Below are 18,995 nucleotides of genomic sequence, written 5' to 3' on the forward strand. Positions count from 1 at the left end.
TTTTACAAGACGGATTGTAATATGAAGTTCGACACCCACTGGGAATAAATAAGAAATGGCCCATGACCGGATTCGTGTAAAATGAAGGTTCCTACACCACATTCACACAAGGAGAAGCCACCGTGAGCTACGCACATCTTAGCATAATCAAACGCAGCAAGCTGGAAATCCTTCACCGGCAAGGCAAAAGTTCACGCGCTATTGCAAAAGAGCTGGGTAGGCATCTTTCGACCATTTGCCGTGAACTCGGGCGCGCGGTTCCATCGCAACCCTAATTACTCCGAGAGTTCCACCCCAAGGGCACGGATTTCTCTCAAGTAGAAGATGAAGAACTCGCGCACTCACTGGATCCAATTAACCACTGGCCTCGAACATGCTTGGGTTGGAGAACCGCTCACGAATCTTTCACAGAGGAACTGTCGCACTTGGCTTGACAATCTGTCACAAGATATAAATATAAAACAAACAACTCACTGAAATTCCTGATTCATAATAAGCGATCTTCTCGATTCAAGTAAAACATGAGGGTTTCTTGGTGAAAATATTATTTCTTTTTGTCCATCAAAAAACTATCTGGCGTATAGCCGGACTCATAGGCATTTCGTTGTGTCTTAGCCTGTCCACGCTTATGGAGCCAGTCTTGAGCTTCCAATCGAAGAACATTCATACGCGCTACGATCTCGTTATCATTGCCCAGAAGTTGTTCTATCTCCATCTTTTCAGATAAACTTGCAGGTTGTGATGAAAACTCCTCTACGAGTCCGTCAATAATAACCTGACGTTCCTCAACAAAGGCTTCAAGGTTCTCATAATCGGCTTCATATAACTCTTCCATAATAGTGCTCGTTAGCCGCTGCAGCCGAGTCATATACGTCAATCTATCCATGAGCACTTTCCGTAGAAACAGGTGGCACTTCCTGTCCTGCAACAATTTTGGATGCTTGCAGCCACGTATCACGAAGCTCAGCCAAATATCCTACAGCCTCTTCAACCTTCGTTATATCTTTACGGATATTGGCTTCTACTAGCAGATAATTGGTGTACTCATACAGAGCGAACAAGTTTTTTGAAATATCATAGGAACGATCCAATGTACTCATAAGCTCACTTATGATTGTCTGTGCTTTCCCCAAATTAAGACTAGCTTTTTCATGATCCTTTTGTGTCAACCCTTCAATAGCCGTTCTTGCAAAACGAATCGCACCGTCATATAACATAATGACCAGTTGCGCAGGATTTGAAGTCTGAACGGAGGATTGACGGTATTTGTCATATGGAGATTTAATCAAAAGTCTCACCCTTTACTCTATTATTGAGAAGTCATACCTAAACTGCTAAGAAGACTGGACGACTGAGACTGGTATTTACTCATTGCTGTTTCCATAGCTGTAAATTGTTTGTAGTATCGTTCCTCAGCACTGGTTAATCGGGTTTGCATCTCTTTTATTTGCTTGTTATAGTTCTTTAGCCTTTTACCCATAACACTTTCTTCTTTGTAAATACTATTCAAATCTGTAGAAAACTTGTCTGTACCTGCCTTTAATGAAATTTTGTCTAAAGCCGCATTCACTTTATCGGCGAGTTTATCAAGAATACCCTCATTAGGCGCACTTAATGGTCCTTGTAGAATATCCACAATCTTTTGTGGATTATCGGCTATTGCTTCCTTAAGTTTCTTTTCATCTATTTTAAGTTTCCCGTTCTCATAGTACTTGCCTGTTGTGATCCCTATTGAACTTAGTGGACCTAATTGGCTAGTTATGGTTGAGCGCATTTCAGTTATTAAAGAACTCAGTATATCATCATTCTTGAATAGTCCACTTTTAGCCTTCTCAGTCCACTTTGTAATATCATCTTCTTTCATCTCTACCTTTTGCTCATCTGTTAACGGTAAAAAATCACGATATTTTTCTTCGGAGACCTTCGAGTTCAAAAACCCCAATAAATTGTTGTAATCCTCAACCAACGATTTAATTGAATCTAAGGCATTCTGAGAATCCACCTGTGTCTTAATTTTTGAAACAGGGTTGTCCACAGTACTTTTATTCAACAGAGTAAGTTGGACACCATTAACAGTAAAAATGTTACTGCTTTTCTCCATCAAAGTTCCGTTAATTTCAACTACTGCATTTACTCCTGGCTTAGTATTAACGAGTGTACCATCATTAAGCTCAACTTGTTTGATACCTTTAAAAACATCTAATAGTGTATTCTCTTCACTTCCCGTTCCAAGTGCCACCTTACCTTCTTGGCCACTTGTTTTCGAGCTAATAATCAATTTACCAGTAATCTCGTCAAAGCTGGCAATAACATTCGCTTTGCTATTACCATTAATAGTTGAAATAACTGTTGCAATGGAGGTCGCTCCGTTAAACAATGACTTACCTTCTTTATCTGTGAATTTCACTCCATTTACTGTAAAATTATATTCTTTAGCTTTATCAGCTTCTGTTACTGTAGTTGAACTACCACTAGCAACTAATTCGGCAAGTGTTGTTTTAGTAGTAACACCTTGTCCCACCCCGTTAGTTTCAACTGAAGCCTTAGTTGCTAATTGATTCACTTTCACTTCCATATCAATTCCAGTAGCATTAGCAAAGGCTTCTGCCTTAACAGCATCTGTATTGCCAGTAACTACAGCCTTGTGAACATTTAACGCAGAGGAGACCCCATACTTATCAATTAATTTACTTGTACGAAAGTCAACAAGCTTACTATTGAATTCGCGATAACTATCACGTGTCCACTGAAGTAACTGTTTTTGTTGGTTTAGTTTATCCAATGGAGCCTTCTTGGCAGTCATTAAGCTTTTTACCATACTATCAATATCCATACCTGAAAATCCGTTAATTCTCATTATCTCATCTCCTTATCTATAATATTTATATCTTTTCATCCACTATAATACCGGCGATCTCCATAAGATTTGCTACTAGATCCAGTGTTTTCTCAGGAGGTACTTCACGAATAATCTCTCCAGTCTCTCTGTTCAATACTTTAACCATGATATCATGAGTCTTTTCATGAATACTGATATCTAGTGTCGTTTGAGGGCCTTCAAGTGCCTTTACAGCACGTTCTATATTTTGAATTAACTGCTGCTGACCAAGAGTCAGTTGAACACCCTGCAATTCTTTATTTCTCATTTCTTTGGCATTCTTTATATTAGCAATCTGTGCCTCAGACCTCAAAGAACTATCAGCTTGTTGTACATTTGTGATGTTACTTTTAACCGAATTAGCTGCAGGCAAAGAAATTTGAAAGTTCATCTTTGGACAACCCCTGACTTTTCATTTAAATTATATATCGGTTTTTTCCAAATCCTTGATTAGAAAAATCCAAAAAAAGATTTTAATAAATCTATAACAAAAAAGCCCCGAGGCTTAAGCCTGGGACTTTTTTGTTATAGAAGTTAATCTTAACGAAGCAATTGCAGAACACCTTGTGGTTGTTGGTTAGCTTGCGCCAACATAGCTTGTGCAGCTTGTGCAAGAATGTTGTTCTTCGTTTGGCTCATCATTTCTTTAGCCATGTCTACGTCACGAACACGGGATTCAGCAGCTGAGAGGTTCTCGGAAGAAGCACCCAAGTTGTTGATTGTGTGTTCCAGACGGTTTTGGTAAGCACCCAATTTAGAACGTTCGCCAGATACTTTGCTCAATGCATTGTCAATGGTAGTAATAGAATCGCTAGCAGTTGTTGCATTGCTAACATCGATGTTATTAACTCCAAGTGCACCAGAACGCATATCTTGGATAGCAATATTAATTTTTTGGCCTGCATTAGCCCCAATTTGGAAATCAAGACTATTGTCAGCAACAGTTAATTCTACGGTGTCATTTGCAGCAGTTCCAGCCGTGTCAATTTTAGTTCCATCCAGTGCTCCACCAACAAATGTTACTACTGAACCATGTTTTGCATCTTCAATTGTTGCTGTCGAACCTGCAGGTGCACCAGTTACTACCGCATTCACCCCAAGAGTCTCATCACCAATAATAGAAGAAGCAGTACCTGTTGCTGTCAGTTTATAGCCAGATCCAAAGTCATTCGCAGCGAATGTAACTTTTGCACCAGCAACTGTAGCAGTGAAACCAATTTCTTTGGACTTTGCATTAATAGCAGCAGCAACATCAGAAGCTGAGGTATCCTTCGCAAAAGTAAAATCTACACCATTCAAAACTAAGTTTGTTTCTCCTACCGATGTTGCTGCAGTTACATCAGCACCATCATTGGCATAGGCAGATTTAGTAGCAGCTGTTCCAATTGTGATTCCGCCATAAGTCCCTCCAATTGCGTTAGCTCCAGTGGAGATAACTTTAGCAAGATCACCAGTACCTGTCTCAGCCGTCACCAAAGCATTTTTACCAGAGCGTCCATCCAAAAGTTTTTTTGTATTGAACTCAGTTGTATCACCGATTCTGTCGATCTCTTCTTTTAATTGTGTGATCTCTTTTTGAAGCTCAGCACGGTCGGAATCTGTATTAGTATCATTGGAAGATTGAACAGAAAGTTCACGCATACGTTGCAGGATGGAGTGAGTTTCGTTCAATGCACCCTCAGCAGTTTGAATCAAAGAGATACCATCTTGAGCATTACGGGAAGCTTGATCCAGACCACGGATTTGACCGCGCATTTTTTCGGAGATTGCCAAACCAGCAGCGTCGTCACCAGCACGGTTAATACGAAGACCGGAAGACAGTTTCTCGATATTTTTGTTTGTGTTAGCTGTGTTAGTGGACAGTTGACGATGAGTATTCATCGCTGCGATATTGTGGTTAATAATCATTTGATATTTCCTCCCTGAAGATAAGTTAGTTCCACATCCTTGTGGTAAACGCCGCGACATTAAGGTCGGCCGCCCTGCCGAAGCAGCGTCTAAATTATATATCGACGGAAGGTGAACAACTGTTTATAGCAAATTGGAATTTTTTTAATCTTTTTTTATTTCTGCACTTCTCAGTCTTTCCATAAAGGCTTCAATATCGGCTTCTAAAGGTGTAGCAGACTCACGATTAGCTTCTTGAATGGAAGCGTAAATCTCCTGCCTAAAAATATCAATATGCTTGGGTGCAGAGATCCCGATGCGAACTGTATCCCCCTCAACTGCGAGTACAGTTACCTCAATTTGATCCTGAATGATAATGGACTCGCCTTTTTTGCGTGATAATACTAGCATTTTAAACTCCACCCTTCGGAGATTTGGCATCTTCTTCTTTCCAGATGAGGTGACGAGTTTCATAAGGAGAGTTGTGAAGTACGATCTGCTTACCCAAACGTTGTTCCGGATTAAGCACAACAGGTGCGAGCAAATTCATTGTTGATTTATTCGTTTGGGAGTGGATCGTGACCATGGAATATACAGAAACTTGCTCCACGATTCCTAATTCTTCTTTATCTATCGCACCTAGCTCAAAACTATAATCCGGTACAAATACAAATGGACTCACCATTAAAAACGATAAATTTGGTTCTTTTAATGACTGTAAATAACTAAAAGGTGTACCGTCCCATGGAATGACAGCAAATTTCGTCTCTTCTTCAAATCCAGGTAATCCTTTGGGAAACTGATAAATATCTTCCTCTTTAATTTCCAGCTGTCCCCACATGCTTGTATGAATATTGATAATAAACGCCTCCTTGGCAAAGAATTTATGCAAAAAGAGCTATAGATGTCTAAGATCAAGACCGTCTATAGCTCTACTTTATAATAATTAGAATCCTACATCTATGGCAGGCGGAGTAAATTGAATTGATGCATACTGCTTCACATAGATATCAAGTTTCCCTCTTTGATACTCAATCTCAGGTCTATTCACAATGACGTTCATCTCCGATTCTGCAGGTTGGAAGCTTATATCCGGTGCCTGTGTTTCAACCCGAGTCTCTACATTATCGAACGAGGCTGGTGTCCTGATCTCTGGAAATGGTTTTGCTTGCCAATCTGAGCCAACAATATTTGCAACCGTATTGCCTGGTTTGTGTATGGCAGCCAATTGATTTCCTTGTTCAACTCGATCAGCCATATTCTGAAGAAAGAGCTGCTGAATACCTGAATATATTCTTGCATTCATATCAATCATATTGCCACCATTATAGGCTGAAAAAGCCTTGCTCTGATCCACACTCAGTCTAATTGGATGACTTTCCACCGTTAGCTTGGCAGGTCTGGTACTCAATTGGACGTCTGCTTTCGGCTGGCGAATGGAGAACTGGCCCGGATCAGAATCAATACTTAATAGAGATGGCGTTGTTCTAATCTGAACTATAGGAAGGGTCTTCAAAAGCTAGCTCCCCCTTTTTTTATCTTAGGAAGTCAACAAGAGATGGAGAAATAATTTTGGCACCCGCTGACAAGGAAGCATTATAAATATTTTCCTGAATTTTGGATTGCATGGATAATTCCGCATAATCCGCATCTTCAACCTTTGATTGGAGATCAGTCAAGTTAATACCCAAATCATCCAAACGACCCATCATCAAATCAACTCTATTCGTTTTGGCACCAATTTCGGAACGAATTGCTAACATTTTATCTGTTCGACTGTCAATGTTGTCAAGTTGGTCTGACAGTTCCTTCTGATTGCCATCCGTTAATGCTTTCATAATTGTATTCACAATCACAAACAGATTGTCATCTTCAGCACCTGTCCCAAATACTTCATTTCCGCTTACATTAATAGGTAACTGTACACTTTCGCCCACTATAAAATTGATTTTCCCCTTGTCCGTTACAACAGATGCTGCATTGGTTGTATCTAAAGAGCCGTCAGGATTAGTCGGGAAATCATACGGCTTAACATCATAGGTTTCACCGTTGAAAATATACTTACCATTCAATTTACTGTTAGAAATGTCGATTAATTGCTCTTTTAATTGTTTCACTTCTTCATTGATACTGTCCAGTGCAGATTGAGGGTTCGTTCCCGTCGATGCCTGTACTGTCAATTCACGCAGACGCTGAACTACACTTCCCGCTTGATTCATGACCGTATCGTTAAAATCAAGCCATGATACGGCACTATCTACGTTTTTCTGATACTGCTCATTAGATGACAGTTCCGCACGATAACGAAGGGAGTATGTGATTCCTACTGGATCATCTGAGGGTTTGTTGATTTTCCGGCCTGTCGCCAGCTGAGTTTGGGTATTGTTCATCTGCTGTGCATTACGGTTAAGATTCAACAGCAGTTGTGAACTCAACATATTATTGGTAATTCTCATGATCGTTTATGTCACCCCTTTCTATTATCTGCCTACTACGCCAGTAGAGTTAATCAATTTATCAAGCAGTTGGTCATATGTGGTCATAAAACGCGCTGATGCGCTATAGGCGTGCTGGAATTTAACCATATTGGTCATTTCTTCATCCAATGACACACCACTCACCGACTGGCGACGCGTGTCTACTTGCTCTACAAGAAACTCAGAGTTAGACGTCTGACGTGCAGCTTCTTGTGACTGGACCCCGAGTTGTCCCACAATTGCACTAAACTGTGCACCAATCGTTGCGTTACGTAAACCATCTGCTGATTTCATCGGTGTGTCCTTAAGGTTAGCAAGTAAAATGGCAAGTGTATTGTTCCCTTTGATTACAGTCTCTGTGCCAGACGCATCCGTAGTACGCAAAGAAGTAGCAATCTTGTTCGGATCAGCCAGAATTTCCGCATTCAATGAGATATTTCCAGCTGTAATCGCAGTCCCACCACCAGCTGCTGTAAAGAACGGCACTCCTGGTGAATTGGTTCCGTCCATGCTGTACCCAAGCTGATGCAGACCGTTCAATCCTTTGACCGTAACCTTCAGATCTGTAGTCAACGTCCGCGCCGCACCAGTATATGTAACACCATTGAGGACAGTATTATCTGGCAATACAGAACCCGCTGGAAGCGTAATCTCAATATCTCCGTTGGCAAGCGTGTTAGCCAGATCGTCCATTTGTTTCTGGTAGTCACTGACTAATGTATCTCTGGACTTAATCATGCCGTGGACTTCGCCGTTGGTAAGATTACCTGCCGTGTAAGCCGCATTGAGGTATGCCGGGTCAACGACCGCCTGAACCGCTCCACCTGTAACCAGAGCTTGTCCGTTCATTTGAATGGAGTATCCTTGTGGTGAATCGGTAACGGTAACATTCATAATTTTGGACAGCTTGTCCGCCATCAGGTCACGTTGGTCACGCAAATCGTTGGCATTGTCGCCTAGCGACTCGATTTTCACGATGGCACTGTTGAGGTTGGCAATATTACCAAGGTAGCCTTGAACTTCGTTCGCTTTCACAGCAATATTACTGTCCAGATCCTGACTGAGCGCACCCAGTTGGCGGCTGATCTGATTCATTGCATCTGTCAGAGCCAGAGTTGTCTCTTTTACGATTCGACGTGCCGTTACATCCTCGGGATTCTTGCTCAGATCGGACCAGGATTTATAGAAGTTATCCATAACTGTCCGAAATCCGGTATCGGATGGTTCATTCACAATAGCTTCAAGCTTCTCAAGCGTGTCTCGCTGAATGGACCAACTTCCGAAGTTGGTGTTTTCATTGCGGTATTGGTCATCCAGGAATTTCTCGCGCACACGGGTAATGGAGTCGAACTCCACCCCTGTTCCGAGTTGTCCTGGTGTTGTACTGTGCAGAAATGCAAACGGCTCCATCGGAATGGATGCCTGCATGTTTACCTTCTGGCGGGAGTACCCTTCCGTGTTGGCATTCGCCACGTTATGTCCTGTTGTGCTAAGCGCAGTCGTCTGTGTGAACAAGCTGCGTTTAGCGGTTTCGATTGAATGAAAAGTAGATGTCACCTTGTTTCCCCCTAATTAATCAGGCACGTGTATCAAAAAGCCCGATTCGCCCTGGATTACCGTTCTTATCAGCAGGATGCTGATATGTGGCATCCTGTTCCGGCCGAGAAGCAAATATGTCCATTGAGAGATCAATAAACATCAATGATTGCTCGATCAGTTTTTGATTCAATTGATTAATTTCTTTCAGTTCCTGCAATGTTCCCGCTAGCTTCTTCTGGACTTCAAGCAATCGCTGTTTATCAGCCGGATCAAAGATCAGCTTGGAGATCTCTGTGATATTCAGGTTAAGCATCGACTTAATGCCCCGCTCCTGAAGCAGTTCATGAACTGCACTCAATCGTTCACTCTCCAGTAGCTCCTGCTGTTTCATAAACTTGGATTCCTTATTCATTACAGCAATGAGTTGATCCACATCGTTTTTGACAATGACCTGTCTCTTGATCTCGCTGAGTGCCAGCATCTCGCGGTGACTTTGTTCCATTTGCTGCAAAACTGCAATTAATCTGTCCAGTGCTGCCATTACGTGATCACCTATTCCTTATCAAAAGACTTAAAATACGGTAGTAACTTGTCAGCAAGCTTGCTGCTGTCCACTTGGTAAGTTCCCGAACTTACCTGCTCTTTCAGTTCCTGTATCCGTTGTATACGTCCTGCATCCTGTGTACGACCTTGTTCCTCAAGCATCTTCATCGCCTCCGGAGAAATGGATACTTCGTCCTTACGGCGGCTCTTTTTGGCATCAGCCTGCTGATTGGATTCAACGTTCCTCTGATATGAATTGATTGCACCAATTCTACTCGGTTCATTGATTTTCATACGAATTGCACTTCCTTCCACCCTTAGGATTTTTCACATTATCTTTATGTTATCGAACGATTAGGATAATAAAAAAAACCGATAATCTTTAATAAGTTTATCGGTACGTTCCAAAACATTTGTTATAGCAAAACTTGTATTTAAGCCCTCGTTCCTATGAATCCCGTAGTTTGTCGAGAGCATTGTAGGTTCGTCCGCCTATATTTCCGTTATCCTTCTGACCTACTTCACGAGCTGCCCCAGCCAAATCTTTCGTCAAACGATTCCGGCAGGAGTCACACATATGTCCTTCACGAATTAGCGTTCCGCATACTTCACAAGGATACATCATATTCGGGGCGTTTTCGATGGAAATCCGTCCCTCCCGGATGAACTTGGTAATCTGTTTGATAGATACCTCTGTTGCATCGGATAATTCCTGTATATTTGCACCTTTTTGTTCACGCAGATAGTCTACGCAAACCTGATATTCTTGTTCTATTTCCTTAATACAATTCGAGCATACATCCCGAAAGTTCAACGCATATAATCTACCACAGCGAGGACAATTACCCAGATTCATCGCTTAAACGCCCCTCTCAAACTTCCACATTCCGAATGGATAATAACTATACATTACCTTATTTTCTCACATCAAGTCCATAGTCATATTACGAATACATCATGAGGAAAGTATGCATGTATGCGCAATTCAATACGCTCTTTAACTACATAAATAATGAATTAACTCGAAGCCAAACTCATTAGCTGTTAAATCACCTTTTTTTATTTGCAAACTAACTACTTGAGCGCAATCCTATTAAACTTAAAATATAGGACTACCAATATGGTCCATATGTCATTATTATTACTAGGTAAGAATTACTATTTATAGGCATTATAGATCACCTATATTGCTCAAGATGAGGAGATAGAGAGTCAGATGATTATAACTTCCTTGATCGTCGCAGCCACTTTATTGGTAGGAGGTACGTTAATCGTAACCTTCTGGAATGAAACCATTTCGTGGTTAAAGCGATCCATCCAAAAAGTTCAAGAATGGATTAAACGATCAATTTATGGGACCAAGCTGTTTTTGCGTAAACTGGGCAGTGGCTTCCAAGAGACATCGAAGCATTATGTGAAAGATCACAATGACCGCTGGAACGAAACGGTGACTACGCGGGAAGTATCAGCGGATGAAGTGCCGCCTGAAATACGGCAAATGGCGCACATGGGCGTGGAACGGGATATTACTAACGAGTTGGCAGCGAAGCTCCATACATAAATATGATGAGAGGAGGAATTCGGAATGGCTATCATACTGGGTATCATAGGCATTGTTTTAGGGATCGGACTCATTGTGTTTCTGATCAGTCTGGTCATTTCTCTAGTTAAGCTCGTGTTTGTTGCGCTGTATTACATTGTGAAATGGGCACTGATTATAGCAGTTCCTGTAGCAATTATTGCCTTCTTTATATATTTGTTTACTGTCATTGGTGCTTGGGCACTTCTAGTCATTGCTGCCTGCGTCTTAGCTATTTGGCTAATCCGATATCTGGGTCCTGAACCTTTGGAAATCCGCGTGACCCGGGTTTTCCACGAGAATGAGATCGCATCAATGGAAGATCTGCTCAACAAGGTAGAGGGCGCTCCTGGCAGACAGGCTCTTGTGAACGTACTGGAGCAATTACATCAACAGGGCAAAGTGGAAATCATAGAGTTCGGATTGGAAGGCAGCATGCTGTTCCGTTGGACTGAACAAAGGGATTATCCGCAGGGAGTCATCACTACACATTTTATCGTAGATTAATGAGTCTGCCTCAGCAAAAATAAAAGGAGTTGTACATATGGCCATCGGTAAGAGGGTAGATCAACAAGCAGTCCATACGGAGATTTCAGCAAGTTCAGGTTCGGAAGCAAGGCCTGAAACTAATGTTTCAAGGGAAAATCAAGAAAGCAGACAAGTGGAGAACACCCCCTTCTCTTTTATTCCTGTTCCTCCCAAATATAACTTCAACGATGTTATTTTGCCTGAGAAAACACTAGATTCGATTCGAAACGCTCTTGCAATTAAAGAAAAAGGAGATTTGGTCTTTGGGGATTGGGGTCTTTCGCAAACACACAAAGATGCCAGCAAGATCGGCATCAACCTGTACGGCCCCCCAGGCACAGGCAAAACGATGGTGGCACATGCAATTGCTAACCATTTGAATATGCCGCTGATGATTATCAACTATGCGGACATTGAGTCTAAATACGTGGGCGATACACCCAAAAACTTAACCAAAGCGTTTCAGACGGCCGAACAAACTGGCAGTGTGCTTTTTTTCGACGAAGCAGATGCCATTCTTAGCCGCAGAGTCACTAATATGAATAATGCTACAGATACGAGTGTGAATCAAACACGTTCTGTAATGCTGACCCTGCTTAACGATTACAAGAGTATTATTCTATTCGCAACCAATTACATATCCAATTTCGATCCTGCCTTCATGCGGCGCATATTGGCCCATATCGAGTTTGAACTGCCAGATGCCGAGGGTCGTGCCCGGTTGCTTCAGAAGCTGATTCCGCCGCAAATGCCTACTGACATTCGGATTGAAGAAGCTGCCCGACAATTTGATGGTATCTCGGGCAGTGACATTTCCAATGCCGTTCTGATGGCCGCATTCAAGGGTGCGAGCACTTCGGAACTTATTGTAAGACACGAACACTTAATCGAAGCGCTAAGCTCTATTAAGAAAAGTATCCAGGCCAACAACAATGTCACGATTGAAACCAGACCGGTTAGCGAAGCATATGTGAAGCAACAGCTTGGCAGTCAATTTATCCGAGGAGGTCAGAATTAATGATATTTACAGCATTGTTAATCGCAGCTGCAGCAGCAGCAACGGCAGGAGTTATCGCCGCATTTTGGGATGATATCAGAAAATGGCTGAATACGCTGGTCAAGAAAGTGATGAAGGCAGTCAAGGCTGCGGTCATTGGCGTGAAGGTCTTTGCCAAGAAAATAGCTGAAGGCTTTCAGGAAATTGCCAAGAGCTATCAACTGGACGAGGAAGGCAAATGGCATGAGACAACCATAACCAAAACCGTTCCGGAATCTGAGGTGCCGCCGGAAATTCTGGCAAAAGCGAAGAGAATGAACCAGGAAGTCGATATCTCGCAGGACCTCGAGAGAGAACTGAAGCTGGTAATCTAGAATAGCAAATAACGTTGAATAGATGGAGGCGGAAAGATGCAGGAGCCTGCGGCGAAGTCCCATAAAGGGATTATTGATCGATTTGAACTGTTAGAGAAGTATGTGCGGGAAGAAGTAGTGAAACGAGTATACGACAACACTAAAAAAAATTATACCATTGATGAACTTGCGCAATTATATGATAAATCAACGGATGACTTGATTCTGAACGCGGTACGCAGAGAAGGCCTCGTCTTTGTCGGCGGAAAGCTGTATATCGCGATTACAGAAGATGAGCTTGGTTATGTGGTCGGCGTGGAGGCTTATTTCAAGCGGCCTGACGGAGAATGGGTTGTCAAGAAAAACCAGTCGGCGGCAATGCCGCTGAATATCATGCTGCTGGACAGCATGAATGAACTTAAGCGGTTGAAGCAGATTGAATTTGAACTTACAGAACCGGAAGCAGGGGGCGGAATGCATGTTTAGTAAAGTGATTGCCATTGGGGGCGCGCTGCTTGCTGTTACTGTGACCTATGCACTTTTTAGAATAAAACGAGTGAGTCCTATCCTTCTGCATGAACTGGCAGATCGGTATTCCGAAGGAAGCGACAAAATCATTCTGGCCGAGATGGAACGCGGAGAATTAACGTTTATTTCGGGCCGTCTGACCTTTGATTATGTGCCGGATAGCCGCAGAATAGCTGTGAAAACAGAGTTTTATTTTCAAAACCTCAAGGGTGAATGGATCAAAAAAATGCATGATGAAGTATTGTCGAGCCGTGTACTAACCAAAGAAGCAATAAGCGAGCTGGTGGAGGTTCAGCGGGTCGTTTATGAGATCGACGCCCCCAAGCAGACGGCCGCAAACGTTGCGTACTAAGAGGAGGCAGAAATAATAGATGGAGCCCGCAATACTGACAACAGCAGGAATCTTGACGGAGAAGGCTGCTGAAACAACTGCCATGCAGGAGACAATACAAAAATCACTGGAAATCAGCTATAAAGCAGCGGAATGGAACGGTTCCGCAGAACTTGCACCAAGTCAGGAAACGATGGAGAAGCTAAACGGCCTGCTGGACAATGAAAAGTATCGGAAGCTAAGTGAATTTCGTGAGCTGTCTGAGGCTAACCCTGAGGCTGTTCAGGAGGCATATAACAATGTTCAGCTTAAGGGGCAGATGGGCGAAAGCCTTATGGAGGCGAAACTCTCGCAATATGGTGAGATGCGCTCCCAGATTCCTGTCCAGCTTGAGAATGCAGCTGGCGGGAACCGAATTGATCTGCAAATAATGGAGTCCAATGCTAACCTGAGGCAGATCGAGATGAATGTTCAGGGTGGCGAGATTACACTCGACCGTAATTATGACCTCATGAAAGGTGAATCCGCCTCCTTCGAAGTGAAGAATGGAGGACTTCCCTATCTCAGGTCCGAGTTGTTAAACGGAGAACTCCAGCAGCAGATCGCCGCAGGCAAGCAGATATCGGACCATTCGTTTGTTGTAATTAACGAGAATACAGCAAAAGCGCTGCTTCAAAACCCGGATCTGGCGGCCAAGGTGATTACGGAGATCGAGGAAGCAGGCGGCAAACTCATTGCAGGACTGCCATCCCAGAGTGTGCAGCTGGCGATATTTATGAGCTAAAGGAGAGCTGAAACAGTGAATGAGCAGATGATCATCCTCGTAATTAAAAGTAAAGATATAGAGCTCAAAAAACGATACAGTAAATTTAGAGAATACGCGTCATTGTCTGTGAGCAGGGAAATTTCCTTTGAAGAAAGAGTTGGCATCCTTGAGAGCATGGGCAACTGGGCCGAGAAAGTGCAGCAGCAAATTGCAGCGCTCTCCGAAGAAGGCGTATCCGTAGAACGCATTGAGGATTCGGTTATCAACCGGCTGCCTGCGGGAGAAGTTCGTGCGAAGCTTTCGAACGGTCTGTTTAACAAAGCTGATCTGCTGGACCTGATGCAGCATCAAGGGGATCAGCTTCCTGAAGAGTTCACCGATCTTTGCTGCAGCCTCGCGGATCAGCTTGGTCAAGACGAATACATCCTGTTCTGGAATATGGGGGAGCTGGAGGCACATGCCCTACTATCGCATTAGACAATTCGCTGTACAGGACACTCAAGAGAGCTATTATGTATACCAGGGAAAAGAAGAGATCGAGGTCCAACTGAACGAAGGATATTCGGCGGTCCGCGATATGCTCGATTACCTGCATTACGCCGGCACTGAAGGACAGTCGGGTTCGATCGTAATTTATTATCACGAAGAACAGCTGCATTATTATGTGCAAATGGACGAAGATGCAATGCAACCGGTACTGCAGCATTGGGTCCCACGTTGTGATTGGGTACAGGAAGTCTTTGTACCGGATACCTCTTTTGCCAAAGAAAAGATGACGCTTCGGGGTTCTGCTTCTCCGTTAGTATTAAAGGAACGCGAGGAGAACCTGCTGGATGAGCTGATTCGGGCCCTACCGCGTGAGACCTTCCTGCTTCAGATTAAGCTAGGTGCGGCAGACGATGATTCAATAGCGGGGCAGATTAGCCTATTGGAGCAGACGATCAATGATATGACACAGAAGGCAACGGTACAGATTGGAGAACAGAACAAGCTGTTTGATCAAATTAAGAAGACGTTGATGGGTGGAGACAACCGTTCCTATGAACTGGTGAATATTAATGTGAAGCAGCAAATGGACATTCTGGAAAATCACCTCTACACCTTGAATAGCCAGGGAGCGGTTTTCAGTTCGGCTGAGTTTACAATCTACGCCGGACAAGGGATTGCTTCGTTAATTGCCTCCAAAATGGAGACATTTACCCGACGTTCCGGTTCCCAGTCGCTCTACCGACTGCGTAGAACACAGGACGCCTCCCCCGTAGAGTTTTTGAACTATGTTAATGTCAATAACCTTGCGGCATTGATAGCGTTTCCAATGAAGCCAATTCCGGGCTTCCAACAAAATCGCAAGGTGATCTTCGGGGCGGATATCGCCGGGGACGCCGCTGATGACAAGAAAGCGATTAGCCTGGGACGTCTGATCCTTACGCACGAAACCAGAGTCCCTGTAAAACTCCCTTTGGCTGACCTGACGAGACATGCATTTGTGGCAGGAGTTACGGGTAGCGGCAAAACCAGTACGATCAAAAGTATACTGATGCAGGTATATAAGCAGAAGAAGCCCTTTTTGGTTTTGGAGCCTGCCAAGACGGAGTACAAATATCTGGATACGGCAATTCCTATGCTGAAAAGATATATCCTCGGCATTGAGGGGGCCTTCAGCCTAAAGATCAATCCTTTTGCCTTTCCTGAACATATTCACATCCAAACACACTTGGACCATTTGAAGTCGGTGTTTATCGCTGCATTTCCAATGTATGGGCCGATGCCGTATATCTTGGAGACAGCTTTTTATGATATTTACCGCCGTACAGGATGGGATTTCATTTCAGGACGGAATATTTATGAACTCGGTTTGCACAGGGATCAGCTGTTTCCTACACTGGAGGATTTAAATGGAGCTATTGATTCCGCTATCGAAGCAGCAGGTTATTCTGCGGAATTGTCCAGTGACCTTCGCGGCGCATTGAAGGTTCGGATCGGCAGTTTGTTGAGCGGTGCCAAAGGGAACATACTGAATTGCCGGAGTGGGATATCCATCAAAGAGCTGCTGCAGACACCGACCATCATTGAGCTGGAACATATCGGAGATGACCAGGAAAAAGTTTTCCTTATGGGGCTGCTGCTCATTTCAATCTATGAATACTATGTGTCCGAAGGTCTTCACAGCCAGGATCTGCAGCATCTGCTGGTAATCGAGGAGGCGCACCGGTTACTCGCAAATGTACAAGCCTCTGGCAATCAGGAGCAGGCTGACATGAAGGGCAAAGCGGTGGAAACCTTTAATAATATGCTCTCAGAGATCCGCACCTATGGTCAAGGCATGTTGGTTGCCGACCAGATTCCAAGCAAGCTCTCGCCGGATATTATCAAGAATACCAACCTCAAAATTGCCCACCGCCTGTTCGCCAAAGACGACCGTCAAGTTATCGGTGATTCCATCGGTCTCCAGGACAATGAAATGGATGAGTTGATCCGACTGAAGCAAGGAGAAGCGATTATCTTCCATGGCGATGTGGATACGGCCATGAAGGTGAAGGTTGACGTAGATGCGGCCACGCTGGCCTCCAACCGTAAGGATGTGCAGCGTCCGAATGTCACCTTGTTTAGTACGGAGGATTATCTGCTGCAGCAGGATGTTTTTATTGAGGATTGCTACAGGATGATTAATACCTGTCTGTTATTTCCTGAGTTGCAGTCCGCTGTAGAGCAGCGTTTGGCCGAGATGGCGGAAGAACGGTTTGGCCTGCTGCTGCAGTCTGCCAATCGGAATTACTGGTGGAGCAAGCTTTTGGAACGGTATTTCAGATCCAAGCTGTTTACCGAGCATATTCCGTATATAAAGCTTGTTCAATTAATCGAAGAAATAGAAGCAAGTACCGATCCGCTGGTCTATATGGTTCATAACATCAGAGGGCTGTTCCGAAGCAGAAGCATGGAACACCCGATGCATAAGTTCTCTGCGGTTTACGATAAATATCAGAGTTTTCGGTTCCTGCTGCCGATCAGCATTCAGGAGCTTATGAGCTTTATTGCCGCACAAAGTAAACCGGTGCACTATGAAAGTCTGCTGCTGGTCGATCAACTGCTGAAGAAAGCCAATTTGTCAGGACATATCCATACAGAGCTGATGAAGCCTGATCATCGCAAACAGTTGTGCTATGCAATGATGATTGCGGAATTTGGCGATCAGCTTGATCTGCTCGAGGTATTCTTCGGAGTAAAAAACTTAAGCCCCGAAGGATGGATCGAAAGACAAATATACTAAAATCCGAGACAGTTACTGTACAGCAAGCTTCCATCTTTCTTGTCTGCTGTAATTCATATAACTTAGGGCCCATGGTAAATTTTCGAATTCATCATGGACCCCTTTTTATTTATCCATTGAAGTTGAACCCATAATCTTAGCACTACACCGCTAAGATTGCAGTACCATCTTCCGATCACTGTTATTCCCGGATTTTTTGATTCCCTCCTGCAAAAGGAACATTGGGGAGGTAAACGAGACCACCCTGCTTCTCCAGACTAATTCTACACTCTTCGTTCTCTGTAAATGTTTAAGTTCATCTTATACAGTAAGATACTCAGCTCATGTTACAATGCCTAGGATCTTGCCAATGTTAGTGTATAGATCTCTATGGGAATATTGAGAGTCAAACCGGCATTTAAAATCACTCTCCCGCATGCATCCAGGGTGCTCCCTGTCGTATAAATATCATCGATTAGCAGCAATCGGAGTGGAGAAGAGTGTATTCTCAGACGATTAGGTGCTGCTTTTCCCATATAGATCTCCCTCAAGATATCCACTGTACCCCGGTTTATTGAAAAAGCCTCCTTCATGGTCTCGATCCGCTCACCGCGTGTCTTGAAGCTCTGCTTGGTGGTGTTGATGCGGCGCTGCAGCAGATCAACCACGGGTAGGCGGCAGGCTGCGGCGAGTCCGGCTGCGAGCCGCTCGGCCTGGTTGAAGCCGCGCTCGGCAAGGCGTTCGCTGCTGACGGGGACGTAAGTCACCGCGTCAGGCCGCCATCGCGGCTTAGGGCTTTGGAGCAGCGACTGCGTATAGCGTGTCGCTGCTTGGGGTTGGTCCCGCACAACTGTTGATGTGTGCGGGCTAGATGGTTGAACGCGCGCATAAGTTGTGGCGCGAGGGCTCGGTGGATGTATGCTGACATCCACCGGAGGTAAAGCAGAGGTGGCGGGATGAGCCACGGGAGCTTGGGTTTCTTTTGTCACACCCAAACTCAGTTCTTCACTCATGGCTTGAAAGGCTTGAATGAGAAGCGACGTTAACAGCGGCGCGTAGCGTTCATGGCCTCTGAATTTGTACATACCGATCCATTCTTTCATAAGGGCATTGTACTGGACGGCACTGCGGTTGCAGATGAACGAGCGGTTCTGCATATGTGGACGGATACAGTCCGGACAACCGACAGCTCGGCCACAGCGCTGACAGCGGATGGAGCGAATCCAAGGAATCTGCTCCACACAGCGCGTACAAATCCCTGGGTAGGTTGGAGATAGTACGGCACGGGTGCCACAGGTCAGGCAGGTTGAGCCAGGCGGGGCGAACAGGTTATGTATGCGAT

25 protein-coding genes are annotated in these 18,995 nt (G+C 44.1%); 11 read left to right on the top strand and 14 right to left on the bottom strand.

Features of this window, described 5'->3' with window-relative positions; genetic code table 11:
- Positions 1–122: 122 nt before the first annotated feature.
- Positions 123–275 carry a helix-turn-helix domain-containing protein gene (locus GUA98_RS30290; RefSeq protein ID WP_193723495.1) on the top strand — a complete coding sequence of 51 codons (153 nt, stop codon included), beginning with the start codon at positions 123–125 and terminating at the stop codon, positions 273–275.
- 269 nt (positions 276–544) lie between these two features.
- On the opposite strand, the gene GUA98_RS14255 is transcribed toward GUA98_RS30290, so the two are convergent.
- The 13 genes from GUA98_RS14255 to GUA98_RS14315 form a co-directional block, all read right to left on the bottom strand.
- Positions 545–886, bottom strand: coding sequence for a flagellar protein FliT (locus GUA98_RS14255; protein WP_193723496.1), 342 nt, complete (start codon positions 884–886; stop codon positions 545–547).
- Complete coding sequence (gene fliS, locus GUA98_RS14260; RefSeq protein ID WP_193723497.1) at positions 879–1,289, bottom strand: flagellar export chaperone FliS; 411 nt, start codon at positions 1,287–1,289, stop codon at positions 879–881. The genes GUA98_RS14255 and fliS overlap by 8 nt, the downstream gene beginning before the upstream one ends.
- A gap of 20 nt (positions 1,290–1,309) precedes the next feature.
- Positions 1,310–2,857 (bottom strand): flagellar filament capping protein FliD, encoded by a 1,548-nt coding sequence (gene fliD, locus GUA98_RS14265; protein WP_193723498.1) that lies wholly within the window; start codon positions 2,855–2,857, stop codon positions 1,310–1,312.
- Between the two features lie 25 nt (positions 2,858–2,882).
- Positions 2,883–3,269 (bottom strand): flagellar protein FlaG, encoded by a 387-nt coding sequence (locus GUA98_RS14270; protein ID WP_193723499.1) that lies wholly within the window; start codon positions 3,267–3,269, stop codon positions 2,883–2,885.
- A gap of 149 nt (positions 3,270–3,418) precedes the next feature.
- On the bottom strand, positions 3,419–4,786 hold the full coding sequence (locus GUA98_RS14275) for a flagellin (protein WP_193723500.1): 1,368 nt from the start codon (positions 4,784–4,786) through the stop codon (positions 3,419–3,421).
- A 144-nt stretch (positions 4,787–4,930) separates the two neighbouring features.
- Entirely contained in the window at positions 4,931–5,176 is a 246-nt protein-coding gene (csrA, locus tag GUA98_RS14280) for a carbon storage regulator CsrA (protein ID WP_193723501.1), read from the bottom strand.
- 1 nt (position 5,177) lies between these two features.
- The gene (fliW, locus tag GUA98_RS14285) at positions 5,178–5,606 is read right to left on the bottom strand and encodes a flagellar assembly protein FliW (RefSeq protein WP_227779665.1); all 429 of its coding nucleotides are present in this window, start codon (positions 5,604–5,606) and stop codon (positions 5,178–5,180) included.
- 105 nt (positions 5,607–5,711) lie between these two features.
- The gene (locus GUA98_RS14290) at positions 5,712–6,281 is read right to left on the bottom strand and encodes a DUF6470 family protein (protein ID WP_193723502.1); all 570 of its coding nucleotides are present in this window, start codon (positions 6,279–6,281) and stop codon (positions 5,712–5,714) included.
- A 19-nt stretch (positions 6,282–6,300) separates the two neighbouring features.
- The gene (flgL, locus tag GUA98_RS14295) at positions 6,301–7,221 is read right to left on the bottom strand and encodes a flagellar hook-associated protein FlgL (protein ID WP_193723503.1); all 921 of its coding nucleotides are present in this window, start codon (positions 7,219–7,221) and stop codon (positions 6,301–6,303) included.
- Between the two features lie 24 nt (positions 7,222–7,245).
- Positions 7,246–8,799 carry a flagellar hook-associated protein FlgK gene (flgK, locus tag GUA98_RS14300; RefSeq protein WP_193723504.1) on the bottom strand — a complete coding sequence of 518 codons (1,554 nt, stop codon included), beginning with the start codon at positions 8,797–8,799 and terminating at the stop codon, positions 7,246–7,248.
- A gap of 19 nt (positions 8,800–8,818) precedes the next feature.
- Positions 8,819–9,322, bottom strand: a complete 504-nt coding sequence (locus GUA98_RS14305) for a flagellar protein FlgN (RefSeq protein WP_193723505.1) — start codon at positions 9,320–9,322, stop codon at positions 8,819–8,821.
- 11 nt (positions 9,323–9,333) lie between these two features.
- A complete protein-coding gene (gene flgM, locus GUA98_RS14310) occupies positions 9,334–9,618 on the bottom strand; it encodes a flagellar biosynthesis anti-sigma factor FlgM (RefSeq protein ID WP_053779526.1) in 285 nt (94 codons plus the stop codon).
- 154 nt (positions 9,619–9,772) lie between these two features.
- The gene (locus GUA98_RS14315) at positions 9,773–10,180 is read right to left on the bottom strand and encodes a TIGR03826 family flagellar region protein (protein ID WP_193723506.1); all 408 of its coding nucleotides are present in this window, start codon (positions 10,178–10,180) and stop codon (positions 9,773–9,775) included.
- Between the two features lie 360 nt (positions 10,181–10,540).
- On the opposite strand from GUA98_RS14315, the gene GUA98_RS14320 reads away from it, so the two are divergent.
- Genes GUA98_RS14320 through GUA98_RS14360 form a run of 9 tightly spaced genes read left to right on the top strand, consistent with a single transcriptional unit; the run spans position 10,541 to position 17,674 of the window.
- Complete coding sequence (locus tag GUA98_RS14320; RefSeq protein WP_175394672.1) at positions 10,541–10,885, top strand: hypothetical protein; 345 nt, start codon at positions 10,541–10,543, stop codon at positions 10,883–10,885.
- A gap of 24 nt (positions 10,886–10,909) precedes the next feature.
- A complete protein-coding gene (locus GUA98_RS14325) occupies positions 10,910–11,410 on the top strand; it encodes a hypothetical protein (RefSeq protein ID WP_193723507.1) in 501 nt (166 codons plus the stop codon).
- A 37-nt stretch (positions 11,411–11,447) separates the two neighbouring features.
- A complete protein-coding gene (locus GUA98_RS14330; RefSeq protein WP_193723508.1) occupies positions 11,448–12,449 on the top strand; it encodes an ATP-binding protein in 1,002 nt (333 codons plus the stop codon).
- The gene (locus GUA98_RS14335; protein WP_193723509.1) at positions 12,449–12,802 is read left to right on the top strand and encodes a hypothetical protein; all 354 of its coding nucleotides are present in this window, start codon (positions 12,449–12,451) and stop codon (positions 12,800–12,802) included. Before GUA98_RS14330 ends, GUA98_RS14335 begins: the two co-directional genes overlap by 1 nt.
- Before the next feature lie 36 nt (positions 12,803–12,838).
- Positions 12,839–13,267, top strand: coding sequence for a hypothetical protein (locus GUA98_RS14340; protein WP_193723510.1), 429 nt, complete (start codon positions 12,839–12,841; stop codon positions 13,265–13,267).
- A complete protein-coding gene (locus tag GUA98_RS14345; protein ID WP_193723511.1) occupies positions 13,260–13,661 on the top strand; it encodes a hypothetical protein in 402 nt (133 codons plus the stop codon). Before GUA98_RS14340 ends, GUA98_RS14345 begins: the two co-directional genes overlap by 8 nt.
- A gap of 19 nt (positions 13,662–13,680) precedes the next feature.
- The gene (locus GUA98_RS14350; RefSeq protein ID WP_193723512.1) at positions 13,681–14,424 is read left to right on the top strand and encodes a hypothetical protein; all 744 of its coding nucleotides are present in this window, start codon (positions 13,681–13,683) and stop codon (positions 14,422–14,424) included.
- 15 nt (positions 14,425–14,439) lie between these two features.
- Positions 14,440–14,883, top strand: a complete 444-nt coding sequence (locus GUA98_RS14355) for a hypothetical protein (RefSeq protein ID WP_193723513.1) — start codon at positions 14,440–14,442, stop codon at positions 14,881–14,883.
- A complete protein-coding gene (locus tag GUA98_RS14360) occupies positions 14,864–17,674 on the top strand; it encodes an ATP-binding protein (RefSeq protein WP_193723514.1) in 2,811 nt (936 codons plus the stop codon). The genes GUA98_RS14355 and GUA98_RS14360 overlap by 20 nt, the downstream gene beginning before the upstream one ends.
- A gap of 335 nt (positions 17,675–18,009) precedes the next feature.
- Here the strand turns inward: GUA98_RS14360 and GUA98_RS14365 are convergent, their stop codons facing one another.
- Complete coding sequence (locus tag GUA98_RS14365) at positions 18,010–18,501, bottom strand: ComF family protein (protein WP_227779666.1); 492 nt, start codon at positions 18,499–18,501, stop codon at positions 18,010–18,012.
- A gap of 216 nt (positions 18,502–18,717) precedes the next feature.
- On the opposite strand from GUA98_RS14365, the gene GUA98_RS14370 reads away from it, so the two are divergent.
- On the top strand, positions 18,718–18,930 hold the full coding sequence (locus GUA98_RS14370) for a hypothetical protein (RefSeq protein WP_193723516.1): 213 nt from the start codon (positions 18,718–18,720) through the stop codon (positions 18,928–18,930).
- The last annotated feature ends 65 nt before the right edge of the window (positions 18,931–18,995 follow it).

Origin of the sequence: Paenibacillus sp. P13VS (assembly GCF_015143645.1) — a bacterium.
GTDB classification, from domain to species: Bacteria; Bacillota; Bacilli; order Paenibacillales; family Paenibacillaceae; genus Paenibacillus; species Paenibacillus xylanilyticus_A.